General features: G+C 72.5%; 17 protein-coding genes. 10 read left to right on the top strand and 7 right to left on the bottom strand.

Annotated features, from left to right (window positions below; translation table 11 throughout):
• The first annotated feature begins 49 nt into the window (after positions 1-49).
• Complete coding sequence (locus ACFYM0_RS04685) at positions 50-361, top strand: SCO5918 family protein (RefSeq protein WP_388496463.1); 312 nt, start codon at positions 50-52, stop codon at positions 359-361.
• 108 nt (positions 362-469) lie between these two features.
• Here the strand turns inward: ACFYM0_RS04685 and ACFYM0_RS04680 are convergent, their stop codons facing one another.
• The 4 genes from ACFYM0_RS04680 to ACFYM0_RS04665 all read right to left on the bottom strand — a co-directional run bounded on the left by ACFYM0_RS04680 (position 470) and on the right by ACFYM0_RS04665 (position 4,326).
• Positions 470-796 carry a hypothetical protein gene (locus ACFYM0_RS04680; protein ID WP_388496461.1) on the bottom strand — a complete coding sequence of 109 codons (327 nt, stop codon included), beginning with the start codon at positions 794-796 and terminating at the stop codon, positions 470-472.
• A gap of 108 nt (positions 797-904) precedes the next feature.
• A complete protein-coding gene (locus ACFYM0_RS04675; RefSeq protein ID WP_388496459.1) occupies positions 905-1,918 on the bottom strand; it encodes a TolB-like translocation protein in 1,014 nt (337 codons plus the stop codon).
• Entirely contained in the window at positions 1,915-3,294 is a 1,380-nt protein-coding gene (locus tag ACFYM0_RS04670; RefSeq protein WP_388496456.1) for an MFS transporter, read from the bottom strand. The genes ACFYM0_RS04675 and ACFYM0_RS04670 overlap by 4 nt, the downstream gene beginning before the upstream one ends.
• 165 nt (positions 3,295-3,459) lie before the next feature.
• Entirely contained in the window at positions 3,460-4,326 is an 867-nt protein-coding gene (locus ACFYM0_RS04665) for a glycosyltransferase (protein ID WP_388496453.1), read from the bottom strand.
• Between the two features lie 418 nt (positions 4,327-4,744).
• On the opposite strand from ACFYM0_RS04665, the gene ACFYM0_RS04660 reads away from it, so the two are divergent.
• The 7 genes from ACFYM0_RS04660 to ACFYM0_RS04630 all read left to right on the top strand — a co-directional run bounded on the left by ACFYM0_RS04660 (position 4,745) and on the right by ACFYM0_RS04630 (position 14,412).
• Positions 4,745-5,851: a Gfo/Idh/MocA family protein gene (locus tag ACFYM0_RS04660; RefSeq protein WP_388496452.1), complete on the top strand. Its 1,107-nt coding sequence runs from the start codon at positions 4,745-4,747 to the stop codon at positions 5,849-5,851.
• 82 nt (positions 5,852-5,933) lie between these two features.
• Positions 5,934-6,953, top strand: a complete 1,020-nt coding sequence (locus ACFYM0_RS04655) for an NAD-dependent epimerase/dehydratase family protein (protein WP_388496449.1) — start codon at positions 5,934-5,936, stop codon at positions 6,951-6,953.
• Complete coding sequence (locus ACFYM0_RS04650; protein WP_388496447.1) at positions 6,950-8,131, top strand: DegT/DnrJ/EryC1/StrS family aminotransferase; 1,182 nt, start codon at positions 6,950-6,952, stop codon at positions 8,129-8,131. The genes ACFYM0_RS04655 and ACFYM0_RS04650 overlap by 4 nt, the downstream gene beginning before the upstream one ends.
• The gene (locus ACFYM0_RS04645) at positions 8,128-8,913 is read left to right on the top strand and encodes a NeuD/PglB/VioB family sugar acetyltransferase (protein WP_388496445.1); all 786 of its coding nucleotides are present in this window, start codon (positions 8,128-8,130) and stop codon (positions 8,911-8,913) included. Before ACFYM0_RS04650 ends, ACFYM0_RS04645 begins: the two co-directional genes overlap by 4 nt.
• Positions 8,910-10,025, top strand: coding sequence for a DegT/DnrJ/EryC1/StrS family aminotransferase (locus ACFYM0_RS04640; protein WP_388496442.1), 1,116 nt, complete (start codon positions 8,910-8,912; stop codon positions 10,023-10,025). The genes ACFYM0_RS04645 and ACFYM0_RS04640 overlap by 4 nt, the downstream gene beginning before the upstream one ends.
• 44 nt (positions 10,026-10,069) lie before the next feature.
• The gene (locus tag ACFYM0_RS04635) at positions 10,070-13,369 is read left to right on the top strand and encodes a DUF4082 domain-containing protein (protein ID WP_388496440.1); all 3,300 of its coding nucleotides are present in this window, start codon (positions 10,070-10,072) and stop codon (positions 13,367-13,369) included.
• The gene (locus tag ACFYM0_RS04630; RefSeq protein WP_388496438.1) at positions 13,366-14,412 is read left to right on the top strand and encodes a glycosyltransferase family 2 protein; all 1,047 of its coding nucleotides are present in this window, start codon (positions 13,366-13,368) and stop codon (positions 14,410-14,412) included. Before ACFYM0_RS04635 ends, ACFYM0_RS04630 begins: the two co-directional genes overlap by 4 nt.
• A gap of 56 nt (positions 14,413-14,468) precedes the next feature.
• On the opposite strand, the gene ACFYM0_RS04625 is transcribed toward ACFYM0_RS04630, so the two are convergent.
• Entirely contained in the window at positions 14,469-15,164 is a 696-nt protein-coding gene (locus ACFYM0_RS04625; RefSeq protein ID WP_388496436.1) for a hypothetical protein, read from the bottom strand.
• 83 nt (positions 15,165-15,247) lie between these two features.
• Here ACFYM0_RS04625 and ACFYM0_RS04620 point away from each other — a divergent pair, with 83 nt between their 5' ends.
• A complete protein-coding gene (locus ACFYM0_RS04620) occupies positions 15,248-17,293 on the top strand; it encodes an O-antigen ligase family protein (protein WP_388496434.1) in 2,046 nt (681 codons plus the stop codon).
• An 11-nt stretch (positions 17,294-17,304) separates the two neighbouring features.
• A complete protein-coding gene (locus tag ACFYM0_RS04615) occupies positions 17,305-18,207 on the top strand; it encodes a glycosyltransferase (RefSeq protein WP_388496432.1) in 903 nt (300 codons plus the stop codon).
• Between the two features lie 10 nt (positions 18,208-18,217).
• Here the strand turns inward: ACFYM0_RS04615 and ACFYM0_RS04610 are convergent, their stop codons facing one another.
• A complete protein-coding gene (locus ACFYM0_RS04610) occupies positions 18,218-19,039 on the bottom strand; it encodes a glycosyltransferase family 2 protein (RefSeq protein ID WP_388496430.1) in 822 nt (273 codons plus the stop codon).
• 18 nt (positions 19,040-19,057) lie between these two features.
• Complete coding sequence (locus ACFYM0_RS04605) at positions 19,058-20,185, bottom strand: hypothetical protein (protein ID WP_388496428.1); 1,128 nt, start codon at positions 20,183-20,185, stop codon at positions 19,058-19,060.
• Position 20,186 lies beyond the last annotated feature (1 nt).

Here is a 20,186-nt window from a genome sequence, read left to right as displayed (position 1 = left end):
GATCCTGCCGGACCGGGCACGGACGGTTCTCTTCTACCTGTGAGGCAGCATGCGCTTCGTCATCGCCCGCTTTCCGTTCGACCTGACCAAGGCCGGGGTCCTGGAATCGATGAAGGGCGTCAAGCCCGAACCGATCACCGGTGACTCGGTGGTCATAGGGCGTCGTTCCTACCCCGTGAAGCAGGTGGGCGCCGTCGTCACCCGCCAGGACCGCCGCGACTTCACCGCCGCCGAGGTCATCAGGGCCCTGACCGCCCTGGGCTTCACCTGCCGCGCGCAGGAAACGGTCCCGGCGCCCGCCGTCGGCCTGACCCCGCTCCAGAAGGCGTCCGCCATGCTGGGCGCCCCCTCGAACGTGTAGCGGGAACAGCGGGAACAGCGGGAACAACGCGTACGGAGCCCAGGGCCCCGGTCGGCCACCACCGACCGGGGCCCTGGGCCGTTCCGTACGCCCCGGCTCATGCCCGGCTCATGCCCTGGTCCAGCGCGGGCCCGCCGCGGTGGGGGCCGGCGGGGGTTCGGCCCCGTCCAGGCGCAGGCTGCGCAGCGTTGCGTCCGTCTCGCGCTGGAAGTGCGCGTAGGTGATCAGCCGCTCCCACAGCGGGTCGGGACGGCCCGGAACGGTGGCCCCGCGCGCCTCCCACTCGCGGGCGAGCTGTTCGAAGACGACCGCCCCGCCCGAAGGGACGGCGCTGCCCGACTGCTGCCGGGGGATGCCCCGTGCCATCGCGGCGGGGGCGCGCTCGGGTGCCCGGTGCCGGGCCGGGGACGGGGAGACGGCGTGTGGAGTGCCCATGCCCGCCCCAACGATTCTGCGGCCCCCCGGGCACGCCTCCCGCCCCGGCGGGATGGAGCGCACGGCCCGAGCGGGAGAGCGGACAGCCCGGCAGACGAGCCCGGCCGGTCAGCCCAGCCGGGTGGGGGAAGAGGCCGCCGGTGCCAGGATGCGGGGTGATCCGGTGCCGTCCGCCGGGACCGTCCAGAGGTCCGTGGTGTCCACGGAGCCTTCGGTGGGCAGGGCGTAGGCCAGGGTCCGGTCGTCGAGCCAGAGCGCCTGGTCGTCCACGCTGCGCTTCTCCGCCAGCGGGTGCTCCCGCAGCGTGCTGAGGTCCAGTACGTGTTCGCGCCACAAGGACGCGCCGCGCTGGACCCGCTTCTTGTACGCGATCCGGGTCTCGTCGGGGGACAGGGAGGGGCATTCGACGTTCGAGGCGAGGGTGGTGACGCTGCGCCGCGCGATCGACCCCTTCACCAGGTAGGTCTGGCTGTTCGTGCCCAGGGTGGCGTAGAAGGTGTCGTCGTCCTTGGAGAAGGTGACGCCCCAGAAATTGGCGTCGCTCGCGCTGTAGGGGCGGCCGTCCAGCTCGATGGCGAACTTCTCCAGATCAGGTTCGAGCGCCCCCGTACGGGTGTCCGCGATCGAGGTCCGGGTGGAGAAGAACGCGGAACCGTAGGACTCCCCGGCGACGAAGACCGTCCAGGCGGCGAAGCGGCCGCTCGGCGAGACCCGGGCCCGGGACGGGGTGCCCGCGAGCGGGAACGCGCGCACCGTGCGCAGCTCGGAGTCGACGATCAGCGCCCGGTTGTCCTGGGCGAGCGCGCCCGGGGAGGAATTCAGGCACACGCCGGTGCCGGCCGAGGCGTGGAAGCGCAGGCAGGTGAGGCCCGATGCGGTCCGCTCGTCCTGCCGGGCGCGGTCCGGTACGGAGACCAGGGCTCCGCGGTGCGGGCCCTTCGCGCCGTTGAGGAAGGCCAGGCCGTCGCGCCGGTCGAGCGTGACCTTGCCCGGGGCGGCCGTCGGGTCGCCCGCGCGGGTCTGCTCGGACCGGGCGGCGGCGCGCACCACCAGCACGCCGGCCACGCCTCCGAGGAGCAGCACGGCCAGGGCGAGTACGAGCAGCCGGCGTGAGCGCGTCATCGGTGTCCTCGGGGGCGTCGGGGTTGCGGGGCCCCGGCGGCGGCGCCGTCCGGGGCCGTGGGGCGGAGTACGAAACCGGCGACGGCCGCGCAGCAGCACAGGCCGGCCGCCGCGGCGGCGAGCGCCGGGCCCGAGCCCAGGACCGTCCACGCGGCGCCGAAGGCCAGCGAACAGCCGAAGCGGGACAGGGCCTGGCCGGTGCCGACGAGCGCGATGCCGGTGGCCCGCAGCTTCGCCGGGACGGCCGCGGCGACGGCGGCGGGCAGCACCCCGTCGGTGGCGGCGTAGAACATGCCGTGCAGGGCGAGGACCAGGTAGGGGAGCGCGGGCAGGTCCGGAGCCCACAGGAGCAGCCCGTACCCGGTCAGCAGGAGGGCGTGCCCGGTGACGAACACGGTGCGGCGGCCGATGCGGTCCGCGAGGGCGCCGGCCGGCACGGCCAGCAGCAGGAACACGGCCGCGGTGCCCAGGGGGAGCAGCGGGAACCACCGCTCGCCGATGCCGGTGCGGTCCTGGAGCAGCAGATAGAGGAAGGCGTCGCTGACGGTGGTGAGCCCGAGCAGGGCGGCGCAGCCCGCCAGGGCGCGCAGCCGGGGGAGCCGCAGCAGTCCCAGCGCGTCGCGCAGGTTCACCGCGTCCGGCTTCGGGGAGGCGGCCTGGGGCGGAGCCGCCCCGGGAGGAGCGGGCTGCCGCGGAGCCGGTACCGGGGGAGCGGCGGGCTTCGGGCGGGTGGGTCCCGGCTCCGCGCCGGACGGGACGAACAGCAGGAGCACCACCACGCCCAGTGCGGCCACGCAGGCGCTGACCCCGAAGACGGCGTCGTAACCGTCGACCGTCACGCTCAGGATGAAGAAGGCGGCGAGCGGCCCGAGCAGGGCCCCGGTGGTGTCCATGGCGCGGTGCACGCCGAAGGCCCGGCCCTGCGACTCGGGCGGCGTGGAGAGGGAGATGAGTGCGTCGCGCGGGGCGGTGCGCAGGCCCTTGCCGGTGCGTTCCAGGGCGAGGATCAGCGCCACCGGGCCCAGGCTGTGGGCGAGCAGCAGCAGCGGCTTGCACGCCGCGGACAGTCCGTAACCGATGCCGGCGATCAGCTTGTGGTTGCGGATCCGGTCGGCGAGGTGGCCGCCGGTCAGCTGCACCAGCGCGCTGACCCCGTTGTACAGGCCGTCGAGCGCGCCGAAACCGAGCGGGCTCAGGCCCAGTCCGGCGACGAGGTAGAGCGGCAGGACGGCGGTGACCATCTCCGAGGAGACGTCGGTGATCAGGCTGACCGAGCCCAGTGCGAGGACGGCCGAGGCGACCGCGGGTCCGCGGACGGGGGATCCGTCGGCGGTGGACTTCGCGTCCTCGGGCGCGGAGCGGTCCGCGAGGTACATGCTTTCGAACTCCCGGTCCGGCTTGCGTCTGTGCGGTGAGCCAGTCGTACGTGCGAATGGCACCCTAATGGTTGTACGGGCCAACTGGGCTGCTTACGGAGGGATTCGGCCGCTCCGGACCGTGGGGCAGCTCCGTCCTGCCGGCCGCTCGGCTCCGCCCGTCACTCAGTCCTGTCGGCTGCTCTCGTCGCGCAGCCAGGTGGAGAAGTCCCCGGTCCGGATGGCTTTGCGGGCTCCCCGGCGGGCCGCGAGGGCCGCCACGACGAACACCACCACCCCCGGCAGCAGCCGCGGCTGTGCCCGGAGCAGTGCCCGCAGGTCTCCGGTGCCGGTGCGCGCGGACGGCGGGGGCGCCGCGGGGCCGGAGGCCCGCGCCGCCTGGAACCGCTCGAGCTCGGCGGAGGAAGTCGCGGCCCGCACACGGCGTTTGATCAGGTCGCCCCAGGTGCGAGGCGGGAGCACCACGACCCTGGCCGACTCCACGACCCGGCGCTCTGCCGGTGCGAAGGCCAGGGAAGCGGCCAGGTCGTCGGCCATCAGCGGCGGCAGGGCGGCGAGCCGGGCGTGCCCCGGCTCGGTCACCGCGATGACCCCGCGCCCGAACAGTCCCTCGCGGACGGCCGGCAGCAGCTGCCAGACCCGGTAGTAGGCCCGGACCGGCCAGGCGCAGCCGGTAAACGGAATGTCCCGGCCGGGGGCCGCCGCGAGCAGGGCCGGGTCGGTGGCGAGGGTGTCGGCGAGGGCCCGTACGTCGGCCGCGCCGACCACCACGTCCGCGTCCACGTAGAGACGCGGGAAGCCGCGCGCGTGCTCGTCGCCCACCCGAAGTGCCCGGTGTTTGGACGGAGTCGGGATCTCGACCACCCGTACGCGGGGGCCTCGTGCGGCGGCCACCGCGGCGGTGTCGTCGGTACAGCCGTTGCACACCACGACGATGTCGGGGCCCGTGGCCGGGGCCCCGTCCAGGAGCGCGTCGAGGAGCCGGCCGATGACCCGGCCCTCGTTGTGGGCCGGGATCACGATGCTGGTCACCCCGGAAGTATGCATGCTCGAACGCCCGTACCGACCGTTTCCTCCAACTCTCCCCGGGGGTACGCCCCGTGGTCTAGATTGAACGCAGCCGACCGGATTGGGCGTGCTTCGGCAACGCCGGGGTCCACGCTGCGATCCAGTCGGCGCAGGGTAGTTGGGGCAGGTTACGGGTTCGGCGGCTTGGGGGAACAGGCCGCCTGTCCGTGGCCGGCCGGCGCTAGGGGTGCCGGACGGCCGGGGGGCGGAAGTACGTGCAACACGTACGGCATCGGTCGTGGGGGCCATCACCGTCGGGCGGGTCACGCACGGGTCGCGCAGGCGCCCGGCATGCCCTCGACGGCACCCCCTTCCTTCGCACGCGTTCCGGCCATGGGTCGTCGACACGCCCGCGGGCGTGCGCGGAAGGAAAGGGAACGCTGTGAAGGACACCGCGAAGGACGCCGGGCGGGACGCCACGGGCGCAGGTGCGGGTGCGGGACGGACCGAGCCGTTAGGGGTCGCCGTCGTCGGAGCGGGCTACTGGGGCCCCAATCTCGTCCGCAATTTCCAGTCGAGTCCGGAGTTCCGGCTCCGCTGGCTCTGTGATCTGAACGTGGACCGGGCACGGCAGGTGCTCGGCGGGTACTCCACGGTCCAGGCGACCGAGGACTACGCGGCGGTCCTGGCCGACCCCGCCGTCGACGCCGTCGCCGTGGCCACCCCGGCCGGCACCCACCTCGACGTCGCCCTGGCCGCCCTGCGCGCCGGCAAGCACGTCCTCGTGGAGAAGCCGCTCGCCGCCACCTACGAGGACGGACTGCGGCTGGTCAACGAGGCCGAGGAACGCGGCCTCACGCTGATGTGCGACCACACCTACTGCTACACCCCGGCGGTGGGCCGCATCCGGGACATGGTCCGCTCCGGCGAACTCGGCGACATCCAGTTCGTGGACTCGGTGAGGATCAACCTCGGGCTGGTCCAGAAGGACATCGACGTCCTGTGGGACCTGGCCCCCCACGACCTCTCGGTCCTCGACTTCATCCTCCCGGACAACGTCCACCCGGTCGCCGTCGCCGCCCACGGAGCCGACCCGATCGGGGCCGGCCAGTCCTGCGTGGCCTACTTGACGCTCCAGCTCAACACCGGCGCCATCGCGCACGTGCACGTCAACTGGCTGTCCCCGGTGAAGGTCCGCACCACGATGGTCGGCGGCTCCAAGCGCACCCTGGTGTGGGACGACCTCAACCCCACGCAGCGGGTCGCGGTGTTCGACCGGGGGGTCGACCTCACGGCACCGCAGGAGATCGGCGCGGACGAGCGCCGCGACATGCTCGTCTCCTACCGGACCGGCGACATGGTGGCACCCGCGATCGGCGAGAAGGAGGCCCTGCGCAGCATGGTCGAGGAGTTCGCGGCGGCGATCAGGACGCGGCGGCCGGCGCTCACCGACGGCCGGGCCGGACTCCAGGTCCTCGACATCCTCGAAGCAGCCTCCCGCAGCCTGGAGTTCAAGGGCGCCGTCGTCGGACTGCGCACCGGTCGTTGAGCGTTGAAAACGCCGCCCGGGACGCGTGCGGCGCGCCGGGCACAGCAGGGAACACCATGACCGACTCAGTAGGGGCAGGGCGTTGAGCAGCGTACGAGGCAAGAGGATTCTGGTCACCGGCGGAGCGGGCACGATCGGCTCGCACCTGGTGGACCTGCTGGTGGACAACGGGGCACGCGAGATCGTCGTGCTCGACAACTTCGTACGGGGACGCCGAGCCAACCTGGCCCGCGCACTGCCCAGCGGAGTGGTGGACCTGGTCGAGGGCGATATCCGGGACATATCGGCCGTGCGCAAGGCGACCGAGGGCGCCGACCTGGTCTTCCACCTGGCGGCGATCCGGATCACCCAGTGCGCCGAAGAGCCGCGGCTGGCCAACGAGGTGATGGTCGACGGGACCTTCAACGTACTCGAGGCCGCCGCGGCCGCAGGCGTGGGCAAGGTCATCGCCTCGTCCTCGGCCTCGGTCTACGGGATGGCGGAGTCCTTCCCGACCACCGAGCGTCACCACGCCTACAACAACGACACCTTCTACGGGGCCGCGAAGGCCTTCAACGAGGGCGTGCTGCGCAGTTTCCACGCCATGTACGGGCTGGACTACGTCGCACTGCGCTACTTCAACGTGTACGGCCCCCGGATGGACATCCACGGGCTGTACACCGAGGTGCTGATCCGCTGGATGGAGCGGATCGCCGCGGGCGAACCGCCGCTGATCCTCGGCGACGGCACCCAGACCATGGACTTCGTCGACGTCCGGGACATCGCCAGGGCCAACCTGCTGGCCGCCGAATCGGACCTGACCGACGAGGTGTTCAACATCGCGAGCGGCTCCGAGACCAGTCTCCTCGACCTGGCGAACGGCCTCCTGGAGGCCATGGACGCCGAGGGGATGGCGCCGGAGCACGGCCCGGCCCGCGCCGTGAACGGGGTGACCCGCAGGCTCGCGGACACCTCGCAGGCCGCGGACCGCCTCGGCTTCACGGCCGAGATCGACCTGCGCAGCGGGCTGCGGGACCTGGTCGACTGGTGGCGTTCCGAGCGCGCGGAGGCCGCAGTGACCGCGGAGACCACGGGCGCGACCGACGCGGAGGCCGGCCGATGAGCGCCCGGGACACCGGCGCGGCTCCGGCTCCGGACCCGGCACCCGCGCGGATCCCCGTCATGATCCCGTGGCTCGGGGAGGACGAGGCGCGGGCAGCCGCCGACGCGGTGCTGTCCGGGTGGGTGGCCCAGGGACCCAGGGTCGCGGAGTTCGAGCGGGCCTTCGCCGAGCGGGTGGGCGCGGAGCACGGCATCGCGGTGAGCTCGTGCACCACCGCCCTGCACCTCTCGCTCATCGCGCTGGACCTCGGTCCGGGCGACGAGGTCGTCGTCCCCTCGCTGTCCTTCATCGCCACGGCCAACGCGGTGCGCTACGTGGGAGCGCACCCGGTGTTCGCGGACGTCGAGGAGACCACCGGGAACCTGACCCCGGCCACCGTGGACGCCGTTCGCACCCCGCGCACCAAGGCGGTGATCGCCGTCCACCAGGGCGGGGTCCCGGCCGACGTGCACGCCCTGCGCGCCGCCTGCGCCGACTGGGGCCTGGCCCTGGTGGAGGACGCCGCCTGCGGCATCGGCGCCACCGTCGGCGGCAAATCAGTCGGCCAGGGGGCACTGCTGGCCGCCTGGTCCTTCCACCCCCGCAAGGTGATCACCACCGGCGAGGGCGGCATGGTCACCACGGACGACGCCGCGTGGGCGGAGCGGCTGCGCCGTCTGCGCGAACACGGCATGAACGTGTCCGCGGCGCAGCGGCACGCGAGCAGCAAGCCGATCGCCGAGAGCTACCTCGAGGTCGGCTACAACTACCGGATGACCGACATCCAGGCCGCGGTCGGCCTGGTGCAACTGGGCAAGCTGGACGAGATCGTGGCCCGCAGGCGCTCCCTCGCCGCCCGGTACGCGCGGCTCCTCGCCGGTGTCCCGGGCCTGACCCCGGTCCGGGACCCCGGTCACGGCGAGGGCAACTTCCAGTCGTACTGGGTGCTCCTGGCCGAGGACTTCCCCGTGGGCCGCGACGAGCTGCTCGCCGTGCTGGCCGCGGCCGGGATCTCGGCCCGGCGCGGGATCATGGCCTCCCACCTGGAGCCGGCGTACGCCGACCACGGTGCGGCGGCGCTGCCCGTGACCGAGCGGATCACCCGCGACTCGCTGATCCTGCCGCTGTTCCACACGATGACCGAGGAGCAGCAGGACCGGGTGGTGGCGGTGCTGCGCGAACAGGCCGACGGCGGATGAGCGGGCCGCACGGTCCCCAGACCGAGACCGCGCCGACGAGCCTGCTGATCGTCGGCGCGGGCGGGTTCGCCCGGGAGACGGCGCAGGCCGTACGGGACGCGACCGCCGCGGACCTGGCGGCGGACCGGGTCCCGCGCTGGCGGCTCGCCGGGCACCTCGACGACGATCCCGCCCTGCACGGCCGGGACGTCGACGGCGTGCCCGTGCTGGGCGGCAGCGCCCTGGTGCACGAACGCACCGACGCCCGCGTGGTGGTGTGCGTCGGCAGCCCCCGCGACTACGGGGTACGCGCCCGCCTGGTGCGGCGCCTGGCGCTGCCCGCGAGCCGGTACGCCACCGTGGTCCACCCCACGGCGGCGCTCTCCGGTTCCTCGGTCCTCGGGCCGGGCACGGTGCTGCTCGCGCACTGCGTGCTGACGGCCGCGGTACGGGTGGGGGCCCACGTCGCGGTCATGCCGCACGTGGTCCTCACCCACGACGACGAGGTCGGGGACTTCGCGACCCTGGCCTCCGGGGTCCGCCTCGGCGGCGGGGTACGGCTGGGGCGCGGTGCCTACGTGGGCGCCGGCGCGCTGGTCAGGGAGTACACGAAGGTCGGCGCCTGGTCGCTGACCGGGATGGGAAGCACGGTCCTGGCCGACGTGCCGGCCGGCGAGGTGTGGGCCGGGAGCCCCGCCCGCCGGCTGCGCGAGGCGGGGGGCCCGGCGCTCGAAGAGCTGCGGGCCGATGAGTCGGAGACCGGCCGCAGGCCGGAGACACGGATGGGGAGCACAGCCGCATGAACCAGATACCGCTCGTCGACCTGAAGGCCGCGCACGCCGAGGTCGCGGACGAATTACGTGCGGGATTCGACCGCGTGCTGGCAAACACCGCCTTCATCGGCGGCGAGGAGGTCCGGGCCTTCGAGCGGGAGTACGCGGCCTTCGCCGGGGTCGGGCACTGCGTCGGCGTGGCCAACGGCACCGATGCCCTGGAACTGGCCCTGCGGGCCAGCGGGGTGGGCGTCGGCGACGAGGTCGTGCTGCCCGCGAACACCTTCATCGCCACCGCCGGAGCGGTCGCCCGGATCGGCGCCCGGCCGGTACTGGCCGACTGCCTCCCCGACACCCTGCTGCTGGACCCGCAGGCCGCGCTCGACGCGGTCACCCCGGCCACTCGCGCGGTGGTCCCGGTCCACCTGTACGGACAGTGCGCCGACACGGCCTCCCTGGCCGCGGGCCTGCCCTCGTACGCCAAGCTCGTCGAGGACGCCGCGCAGAGCCAGGGTGCCTCCCGCGAGGGCCGCACCCCCGGCAGCGGCGGGATCGCCGCGACCAGCTTCTACCCGGGCAAGAACCTGGGCGCCTACGGGGACGCGGGCGCGGTGGTGACCGACGACGAGGAGGCCGCCGACCTGGTCCGGGCGCTGGCCAACCACGGTGGCGTAGCCAAGTACCGCCACGACGTGGCCGGTTTCAACAGCAGGCTCGACGGTTTGCAGGCCGTGGTGCTGCGGGCCAAGCTGGCCCGGCTCGCCGAGGGGAACGAGGCCCGCCGGGCAGCCGCCGCCCGCTACGACGGGCTGCTGGGGGACCTGGCGGCCACCGGACGCCTCACCCTGCCGGTCACGGCGCCGGGCAACGTCCACGTCTGGCACCTGTACGTCATCCGGGTCAGCGGCGCGGACCGCGACGCGGTCGTCGGCAAGCTCAACGCGGAGGGCATCGGAGCCGGCGTGCACTACCCGGCCCCGGTCCACCTCACCCCGGCCTTCGCCCACCTCGGCCATGGACGCGGGGCCTTCCCGCACGCCGAGCTGGCCGCCGACCGGATGCTGTCCCTCCCGCTCTTCCCGCAGATCACCGCCGCCCAACAGCAGCGGGTCGTGGACGCGCTCTCAGCAGCGCTGCGCTGACGCTCCGGCGTCGAATCACCAAGCCCCTCCCAAATGAGGTTCGGATGAACAGAAGGACAAGGCTGCTGCGGTACGGGCTCTTCACCGTGGTGGCGGCGCTGATGGCGGCGGCGCTGCCGCCATCGGTGGCGGTCGCGGCGGACCCGTGCGGCCCAGGCTCCAACGCGATCGTGTGCGAGAACTCGAAGGCGGGCACACCGATGTCCGACTGGTTCGCGCCCAGCGCCTACGGCGACATCAAGGGTTTCCCGGCCAAGGAGAGCGTGCAGGCGGGCGAGACCCTGCAGTTCAAGGTCCAGTCGCCGACGGCCTACAAGGTGTCGGTCTACCGGCTCGGCCACTACGGGGGTGACGGCGCCCGCCTGATGTCGACCCCGGCCCAGGCCGCCCAGACCTACCCGGCCAACTTCCCCCAGGGCGGGAACCCGAAGAGCTGCACCACCAAGCCCTCCACCGGCCTGGTCGACTGCGGCAACTGGCCGGTCACCTCGACCTGGACGGTGCCCTCCGACGCCGTCTCCGGCCTCTACATAGCCAACTTCGACCAGGCGGACGGCAACGGGGTCATGCCCTACCCGTTCGTGGTCCGCAACGACGCCAGTCACTCCGACATCGTCGTACAGACCAGCGACCAGACCTGGCAGGCGTACAACAACTACGGCGGCCAGGACCTGTACGACGGCGGCGGTCCCGCGCCCGACGGCCGTGCCTACGAGGTCAGTTACAACCGGCCGATGGACATCGGCGGGGAGAACGGGATCTACGGATCCGAGTACCAGATGGTCGCCTGGCTGGAGCGCAACGGGTACGACGTCAGCTACATGTCGGGCATCGACATGTCGACCAAGGGTGCGACCCAGCTGCAGAACCACAAGGTGTTCATGTCCTCGGGGCACGACGAGTACTGGACCCAGGACCAGTTCACCAACGCCCTGAACGCCCGTCACGCGGGCGTCAACCAAACCTACTTCGCCGGGAACGAGGTCTTCTGGAAGACCCGCCTGGCCCCCAGCATCGACGGTGCCAACACGGCCAACCGGACCCTGGTCTGCTACAAGGAGACCAAGCTCTCCTTCCCGCAGCCCAACGGCATCCCCGACCCGAGCGGGATCTGGACCGGCACCTTCATGGACCCGGCCAGCGCCACGAACGGGCGGCCCTACCAGCCGCAGAACCAGCTCACCGGCTCGCTGTTCAGCGTGAACGGCTACCGCAGCGACGCGATCACCGTCCCCGGTGCGTACGCCAAGATGCGCCTGTGGCGGGGTACCACCGTCGCGAACCTGACCCCCTCCCAGACCGCCACCTTCCCCGTCGGCACGCTCGGCTACGAGTGGGACAGTGACGTGGAGGACGCGGCGCGCCCGCCCGGGCAGATCGCGATGTCCTCCACCACGGTGGACATCAACGACGGCAAGTACCGCCTCGACTACGGGAACACCTACGGAAACGGGACCGCGACGCACAGCCTGGTCGCCTTCCGGGACCAGGTATCGAACGCCCTGGTCTTCGGCTCCGGCACCGTGCAGTGGTCCTGGGGCCTGACCAACATGCCGACCGGAAACCCGGACGACGCCGTGGTCACCGAGGACAAGCGGATGCAGCAGGCGACGGTGAACATCTTCGCCGACATGGGGGTCCAGCCCAAGTCCCTGCAGAGCAACCTGCTCGTGGCCACCGCCTCCACGGACACCACCGGACCGGTCATCACGGTGACCAGCCCCGCGGCGAACGCCACCGTGCCCGCGCTGCGGCCCGTGAACATCACGGGCACCGCCTCCGACAGCGGCGGCGGAGTCGTCGCCCGGGTGGAGGTCTCCACCGACGGCGGAACCACCTGGAAGGCCACCACGGGCGTCGGGTCCTGGAGCTACAAGTGGACTCCGACCACCCCCGGTTCCGCGCAGATCAAGGTCCGTGCGGTGGACGACAGCGTCAACATCGGCGCCACCACCACCGTGCCGCTGACCGTGGGACCCCAGCAGTGCCCCTGCACCGTCTGGCCCGCCGCGGCCGTGCCGGGCACCGTCAACGCCGGTGACGGCAGCGCCGTGGAACTCGGCGTGAAGATCCGCTCCTCGGTGCCCGGTTCGATCACGGGCGTCCGCTTCTACAAGTCCCCGGCCAACACCGGCACCCACACGGGCAGCCTGTGGAGCAGCTCCGGCCAGCGCCTGGCCACGGGCACCTTCACCAACGAGACGGCCTCGGGCTGGCAGCAGCTCAACTTCTCCTCGCCGATCCCCGTCAAGGCCAACACCACCTACGTCGCCTCCTACTTCGCCCCCAACGGCGGCTACTCCTTCGACACCACCTTCGCCTCCTCCGACGCCGGACTGGCCCCGTTCACCGCGCTGAAGAGCGGCACCGACGGCGGCAACGGCGTCTACCGCTACAGCGGCACCGGCGGATTCCCGTCCACCGCCTCCTCCGGCAGCAACTACTGGGTGGACGCGGTCCTCGACACCGCCACCGCGAGCACGACGCCCCCGACCGTCACCTCGACCAGCCCGCAGTCGGCGGCGACCGGCACCGCGATCACCGCGACCGTCAAGGCCACCTTCAACTCGGCCGTGGACGCCGACACCCTGGTCTTCACCGTCAAGGACCCGGGCGGCGCCACCGTCCCGGGCAGCAAGGTCCTCGACGTGTCCAACAGCGCCACCTTCACCCCGTCCACCGAACTGGCGCTGGGCACCACCTACACGGCGTCGGTCCAGGCCGCCGACCTGTGGGGCAACGCCATGGCCGCGCCGGTCACCTGGACCTTCACCACCAGCACGAGCCCGCCGGCGGTGAACTGCCCCTGCACCCTGTGGGGTCCGAACGCCACCCCGACCACGGCCAACGTCAACGACGACACCAACTCCGTGGAACTGGGCACCCGTTTCCAGTCCACGGTCGCCGGCTACGTCACCGGTGTCACCTTCTACAAGGGTCCCGGGAACACCGGCACGCACACCGGCAGCCTCTGGTCCGCCTCCGGCACGCTCCTGGCCACCGGAACCTTCGGCAGCGAGACCCTGTCCGGCTGGCAGCAGCTGCACTTCACCACCCCGGTGGCCATCACCGCGAACACCGAGTACGTGGCCTCGTACCACGCGCCGAACGGCAAGTACTCGGTGGACGGCGGCTACTTCACCGCCGCGCACCGCTCCTACCCGCTGGTGGCCCCGGCCGACGGCGGCGGCGCGAACACCGGGAACGGGCTCTACAAGTACGGGGCGGCCACGGTCTTCCCGAACAACACCTTCGGATCGGTGAACTACTGGGTCGGCCCGGTCTTCACCACCACGCCCCCCGCCGCACTCGGCGAGGGGTCCACGGAGGTGTCCGGCCAGTGAGCACCGTCAGCGTGGTGATCCCCTGCTACAAGTACGGCCATTTCCTGGCCGACTGCGTCAAGAGCGTCCTGGACGAGCAGGAAGGCGTCGACGTACGGGTACTGATCATCGACGACGCCTCCCCCGACGACTCCGCGGAGGTCGCCCGCGCCCTCGCGGCGGCCGACCCCCGGATCGAGGTCCGGGTCCACGAGAAGAACCAGGGGCACATCGCCACCTACAACGAGGGTCTGCTGGAGTGGGCGGACGGGGACTACGTCGCCCTGCTCTCCGCCGACGACCGGCTGGTCCCCGGCGCCCTGGTGCGCGCCGCGGCCCTGCTCGACGCCCACCCGCAGGCCGGTTTCGCCTACGGCAGGCCGCTGCGGTTCCAGCACGGCGGGCCGCTGCCCGCGGCCCGTACCCGGAGCACCGGCTCGGTGGTGTATCCGGGCCGGTGGTGGCTGGAGCGGCGCTTCCGGGAGGGCACCGGATGCATCACCTCACCCGAGGTGGTCGTGCGCACCAGCCTCCAGCGCAAGGTCGGGGGCTACGACCCGGAGCTTCCGCACGCCGGGGACATCGAAATGTGGATGCGGCTCGCGGCCCACGCCGACGTGGGCTACGTCCGGGGAGCCGACCAGGCCTTCTACCGGGTCCACGGCAACAACATGTCCACCACCGACTTCGGAGGGCAGCTCGACGACCTGCGCCAGCGCCTCGTCGCCTTCGACTCGGTGCTGGAGAAGTGCGGCGGCCTGCTCCCGGAGGCGGGCCGGCTCTCCACGGCGGCCCGCACCCGGCTCGCCCGGTACGCGCTGCGGCGCGCCTACCGGGCCTACGACCGCGGGCGCACCGGGGTGGTCCCGGTCGAGGAACTGGAGGCCTTCGCCGCCGAATGCCTGCCCCGGTACACCTCGCTCGCCGAGTACGGGGCACTGCGCCGGCGGCGGCGCATCGGGGCCCGCGTGATGCCGTACCTCCAGCCGCTGGTGCTGTCCGCCGTCGCCGACCGGGGGCGCGAATGGCTCTGGTGGCAGTCCTGGAAGCGCCGAGGGATCTGATGACACCGCACCACCGCCCCGATGCAGGGGCGTGGGCGGCCGGGCGGCCCGCTGGATCAGCGGGCCGCCGCGGCCGCCGGCACGGGGCTCTCGCCCCGCTCCGGCCCGCCGTCCCCGGCGTCGGCGCGTTCGCGCCGGCGCCGGGCGCGGCCCGCCAGGAACCGATCGGTCCACAGCGCGCAGGCCACCCCGGCGACCAGGGCCAGGACCGCCGTCCCGGCCAGTCCGCGGCTCTTGGTCCCGAGCTGCGCCACCGCGGACGGCGGAACGAGCAGGGTGACGCTCATCCGGCCCGCCGCCGGAATCCGCTGCTCGGCCTGCATGTCCGAGAGGTGCTTCCCGTAGACCTCGACGACCTTCAGCACGGAACGGTCGGCCGTGGCCGGGTCCGTGTGCTCCGCCTGGATCTGAAGGGAGGGAATCAGATAGCGCGGGGTGACGCTCGTACCGCTGTTGCGCGGGATCAGCCGGTAGGTGCCCACCACCCCGGCGGCGCGCAGTTCGGCCTCTCCGTCGGAGGAGTCCAACTGCTGTACGGCGGCCAGGGAGACGGCGGCCAGCGGCGGCTGAAGGTTGGCGAGCTGGTTGGGCTGGTTGCTCGTCACCGGCGGCTTCAGGACGACGATCGCGGTGCTCACGTAGGTCGTGGTGGGCCGGAGCACCTGGAGCGCCCCCGCCGCCGCGAGCACGGCCGCCAGGACCAGAACGTACCAGCGGCGGCGCAGCGTGCGGAACAGCTCACCAGGCGACACAGGATTCCTTCCGTCGTGTTTCGATCTTCCCAGGACGCCGGGCAACACGCCAACGGTTCCATGGTGGTTGGGAAGGATCGTTCATGAACATCGGTGAGATAGGAGCGGTACTGCGGCGCCGTTGGTACGTGATGGCGCCCCTGACGCTGTGCGGGGTCCTCGCGGGCGCGCAGCTGTACCAGTCGGTACCGGTGTCCTACCAGTCCCAGAGCTCGGTGGCCCTCCTCGACTCCACGGCCGTGGCCCAGTTGGCCCCCGCCTTCGGCAACCCCATCGCGAACGCGGGCGGTTCGCTCGTGGTGACCGCCGACGTGCTCATCAGGACCCTGTCGGGCGCCGACGCGGCGCGGGACCTGCACGGGCTCGGGGTGACCGACCCCTACACGGTCGGCTTCGCCGCGAACGCCTCGGGCCCGATGCTCACGCTGACCGTCACGGGCACCAACCGGGCCAGGGTGCTCAAGGAGACCAGTACGCTCACCGACTTCGCCGGGGAGCAGCTCAACGCGCTCCAGGCGGCGGCCAAGGTGCAGCCCGCGTACTTCGTGCAGACCGCACCCGTGGTGCTGCCGCAGACCCCGAAGCCACAGCTCAAGGCCCGCTACCAGCAGGTGCTGGCCGTGGTCATCGCCGGCCTGGTCGCCGGTTTCACCGCCTCCTTCGTCATGGAGAGCCTGCTGGCGGGCCGCCGGCGGCGGCGCGAGGCCGCCGAGGCCGCGGCCGGTACGGCCGCACCGCGCGGGCGCCGCCGGACCCGCCACCGCGAGCTGGACGCCACCGCCCTGCTCAGCGGCTATCTGGGGCTGGCCTTCTTCATTCCCTCGAACCTGACCCTGCCCGGCCTCGGCGGCGTGGGCACCCCGGCCAACGTCTTCGCGCTCCTCGCCCTCTTCTGGTACCTCGCGACCTGGCTGACGGGCCGGATCAGACCGGCCCCCGGCACCCGGCTGCCCCGGGTCGTCATGTGGCTGCTGGCGGTCTCGGTCCTGGCCTCGTACCTGGCGAATGCCTCCAGGGGAAGCTCGCACAAGGAGGTGCTGGGAGCCGACCGGGGGCTGATCGGACTGCTGGTCTGGGTATCGCTGGTGGTGCTGATCTCCGCCGGGATCCAGGACCGGGCACGCCTGGACGTACTGCTGCGACGGGCCGTCGTCATGGGGGCCGTGGTCGCGGCCATCGGCTACTACGACTTCTTCACCGCGACGAACATCGCCGAGAAGATCAGCATCCCCGGGCTCCAGTCGAGCGTCGCGCAGATCACCACCCTGGACCGCGGGGCGTTCACCAGGCCGCGTTCCACCACCGCGCAGCCGCTCGAGTTCGGAGGCATGCTCGCCCTGCTGCTGCCCTTCGCCATCCAGCAGGCCTTCGATCCGGTCCGGGCGCACCTGAGCCGCTGGCGCCGCTGGGCGCCGGTGGCGCTGATGGGCGGCGCCCTGCCGCTGACGGTGTCGCGGACCTCCATCATCGGGGCCCTCATCGTGGTGCTGGTGATGGTGCCGCGGTGGAAGCCGCAGCGCCGCTGGACCACCTTCGGTCTGCTGCTCGGCTCGGTGGCCGTCTTCAAGGTCCTGGTCCCCGGACTGATCGGCACGATCACCACGCTCTTCGCGTCCTTCGTGTCGAACTCGGACAGCAGCACCCAGGCCCGCACCGTGAAGTACAGCGCGATCGTGCCCTACTTGGAGGAGCGCCCGCTGTTCGGCCGGGGCCTGGGCACCTTCACCCCGGACCTCTACTTCTTCACCGACAACCAGTACATGCTGACCCTGGCGGAAATGGGCCTGCTGGGCCTCCTCGCGCTCCTGGCGCTGTTCCTCACCGGAATCCACCAGGGCGGCGCCATCCGCCGGCTCGCCGCCGACGAGTCCGACCGGGAGCTCGGCCAGGCCTTCTTCGCCTCGGCCCTCGTCGCCCTGGTCAGCGCGGCCACCTTCGACGCGCTCAGCTTCCCGATGTTCGCCGGGATGTTCTTCCTGACGATCGCCGCGGGAGGCAGCTACCTCGGCTTCATCCGGCGCTCCGCGCCCCAGCCCCGAACCTTGGAGAACCCGTGCCCTCCGACCGCACACCTTCCGGCCCCGCAGCCGACCGCAGCCCGGACCGGCCTGATGCAGCCGGCCCCGTAGCCGTCCTCGTCGTGACCTGGAACAGCGCCAAGGTGATACCCGGGTTCCTCGCTTCCCTGCCGCAGGGCATGGCCGGGGTCGACTGGCGGCTGGTCGTCGCCGACAACGACTCCGCCGACGACACCGTCGAGGTGATCCGGTCGCTGGCGCCGGAGGCCACGATCGTCCAGACCGGCCGCAACGCCGGCTATGCCGCCGGGGTGAACGCAGCCCTGGAAGCCGCCGCCGGATGGGACGGCGGCTTCAGCGTCGGCCTGGTCTGCAACCCGGACCTGCGGATGCGGGAGGGTTGTGCGCGGCACCTCGTCGGCGGCCTCGGCGACCCCGTGGCAGGCGGGCGCCGGGTGGGGATCAGCGTCCCGCTGCTGTACGAGGAGGACGGGACGCTCCACCACTCGCTGCGCCGGGAGTCCCGGGTGACCCGGGCCCTCGGCGAGGCCGTGATCGGCAACCGGCGCGCGGGACGCTTCCCGCGGTGGAGCGAACTGGTCACCGATCCGGCCGCCTACGGGAGGCGGACGGTCGCCGACTGGGCGTCCGGCGCCATGATGGCGCTCTCCCGGGAGTGCCTGGACGCCTGCGGAGCCTGGGACGAATCGTTCTTCCTGTACTCGGAGGAGACCGAGTACTGTCTGCGGGCCGGGGACCACGGCTTCGTCACCCGGCTCGAACCGGCGGCCTCGGCCGTCCACCTGGGCGGGGATTCACAGGTCTCCCCGCGCCTGTGGACTCTGCTGACCCTCAACCGCGTACGCCTCTACGGCCGTCGGAACTCGGCGCCCGCCACCGCGGCCTTCCGCGCGGCCGTGCTGCTACGGGAGACCTCCCGGGCGGCGCTCGGCCGCCCGGCGAGCCGGGCCGCGGCGCGGGCCCTGGCCAGCCGGACCGCACTGCGCGCCACCCCGGGGCCCTGACCGGGCGGCGCTATACGGCGGGGGAGGGCCCGGTGGGCGCCGGGCCGTCCCACGCGGTCCAGAAGCTCTCCGGGTTGACCAGGTAGCGGACGGTCGGCCGGGGCAGGTGGCGGACCTCGTGGCGCCGGCTGTAGCGGCGTACGAGCTCCCAGTCCTCTCGGGGCAGGACCTCGGGGGTCCGCCGCAGCCGGCTGAAGTGCAGGGCCGGGGTGCGGCGCGCCACGAAGGCATTGGTGTCGAGGAAGGCCTCGTGCGCGGAGCGGCGGCGGTCGAAGGGCACGGACAGCACGTCCCGCTGGGTTCCGTCGGGGAGCATCCTGCGCAGCGCCGTGTACACCGCGTCCGGCCCGCCCGGGGACTCCAGCACCGTCAGGGCCTGCTCCAGATGGTCCGGCTCCCACAGGTTGTCGTCGTCCAGGAAGGCCACGTACCGCGAGCGGCTCAGCCGGATCCCGACGTTGCGCACGACTCCGGCGGTGGCCGTGTTGCGGGTTAGCGACACCGCGAAGAGGCGCGGATCCGAGGGGAGTTCGGGCAGCCCGGCGCCGTCGTCCACGACGAGGACCACCTGGTCGGACACGGTCTGCGCCAGGGCAGAGGCCACCGCGGCGCGCAGAGCCTCGGGGCGCCGGTGGGTGGCGATCACGGTGGCAACCAGGGCGGACGGCGACCGCTCCAGGAGCGAGCCGAGCCGGCTGGTCTCGGCGTTCTCGAAACGGCGCAGCCGCAGGGCCGAGGGGGCCAGCAGGAGCTTGTTCCTGGCCTCGAAGAGCACCAGCCAGCCGAAGGCCCGCTTGAGCAGTTCCCAGGGGGCGCGGGCGATGCGGCGCATGTCATGTCCTCTCGGTGGTCAGGGGGAGGGTTCGGGTACGACGGGGCGCCCGTCCGACATGCGGTTGCCGCGCCACACGTTCCCCGCGCCGCCCGCGTTCCACGCGGCGACCGCACCGTAGAGCCCGCTCTTGGGGTGGTACTGGGTGGAGAACACGTTGTCCGTGACCTGGATCCCGGTGGCTCCCGGGCCGCCCCCGTAGAGCGCGTACGCCCCTCCGGCCAGCCAGTTGCGGTCGACGATGACGTTGGAGACCACACCGGTGTCGGCGAACAGCCCGAGTGCGGCGCTGGCACCCTTGTCGATGGGCACGGAGTTCAGCAGGGTGTTGTGGCGGACCGTCAGCCGGCCCTTGTTGCCGCCGCCGCTGATCACGGCATCGGTGTGCTGCCACTCCCCGCCCAGGTTCCGGAAGGCGACGATGTCGTGCACGTAGTTGTCGTGCAGATCGCCCTGGCCCATGGACAGGGCGTTGCCGAACACCGAGACGTCGCACCAGCCGACCTCGACGGAGCTCTCGCCCATGTTGGACACCGCGTAGTTGACGCCTCCGTTGTCGGGGCCCTTGCCCGGCACGGCGGTGATCGCGGTGTGCAGGACACGCAGGCCCTTGAAGCCCGGACGCAGGTTGACGCCCCACCAGTTGGTGGAGGTGATCCGGCTGTCGATGATCGTGACGTTGTCGGCGTACACGTCCAGCGAACCGTAGATGTCCCAGCCCTTGATGACCGTGCCGTCGGTCTTGACGGACATGTTCCCCGTGTCGTGCCGCTTCAGCGCGATCCGGGGGCCGGTCGAGCGGGCGTCGGGAAAGCCGCAGGCGCCGGGCGAGGTGGCGTTGCAGGCGGGGCCCGGTGCGGACGCGGGCGGTGCGCTGCTGCCCGGCGGGGGAGTGGGCGACGGGGAGGCCGAGGTCGCTGAGGGACTCGGGCCGGCCGTCGCGGACGGCGAGCCGGAGGGCGCGGCGCTGGGCACGGGCAGGGGGAGGGGCTTCTCCTCGCCGGGGCATTCGAGGGCGCTCTCCGGGCAGGAACCGGCCGTCGGCTCGCTGCGGCCCGTCCGCTCGGCCTGGTAGAGGGTCAGGGCGGCGATCGTTAAGAACCCGGCCAGCAGCCAGGCCCACATGCGTCTGCGAAGGCGTGCCATG

It is taken from the genome of Streptomyces sp. NPDC006487 (assembly GCF_042870555.1).
Classification (GTDB): domain Bacteria; phylum Actinomycetota; class Actinomycetes; order Streptomycetales; family Streptomycetaceae; genus Streptomyces.
The sequence above is the reverse complement of the archived record's forward strand: the minus strand, read 5'-3'. Positions and strand labels throughout refer to the sequence as shown.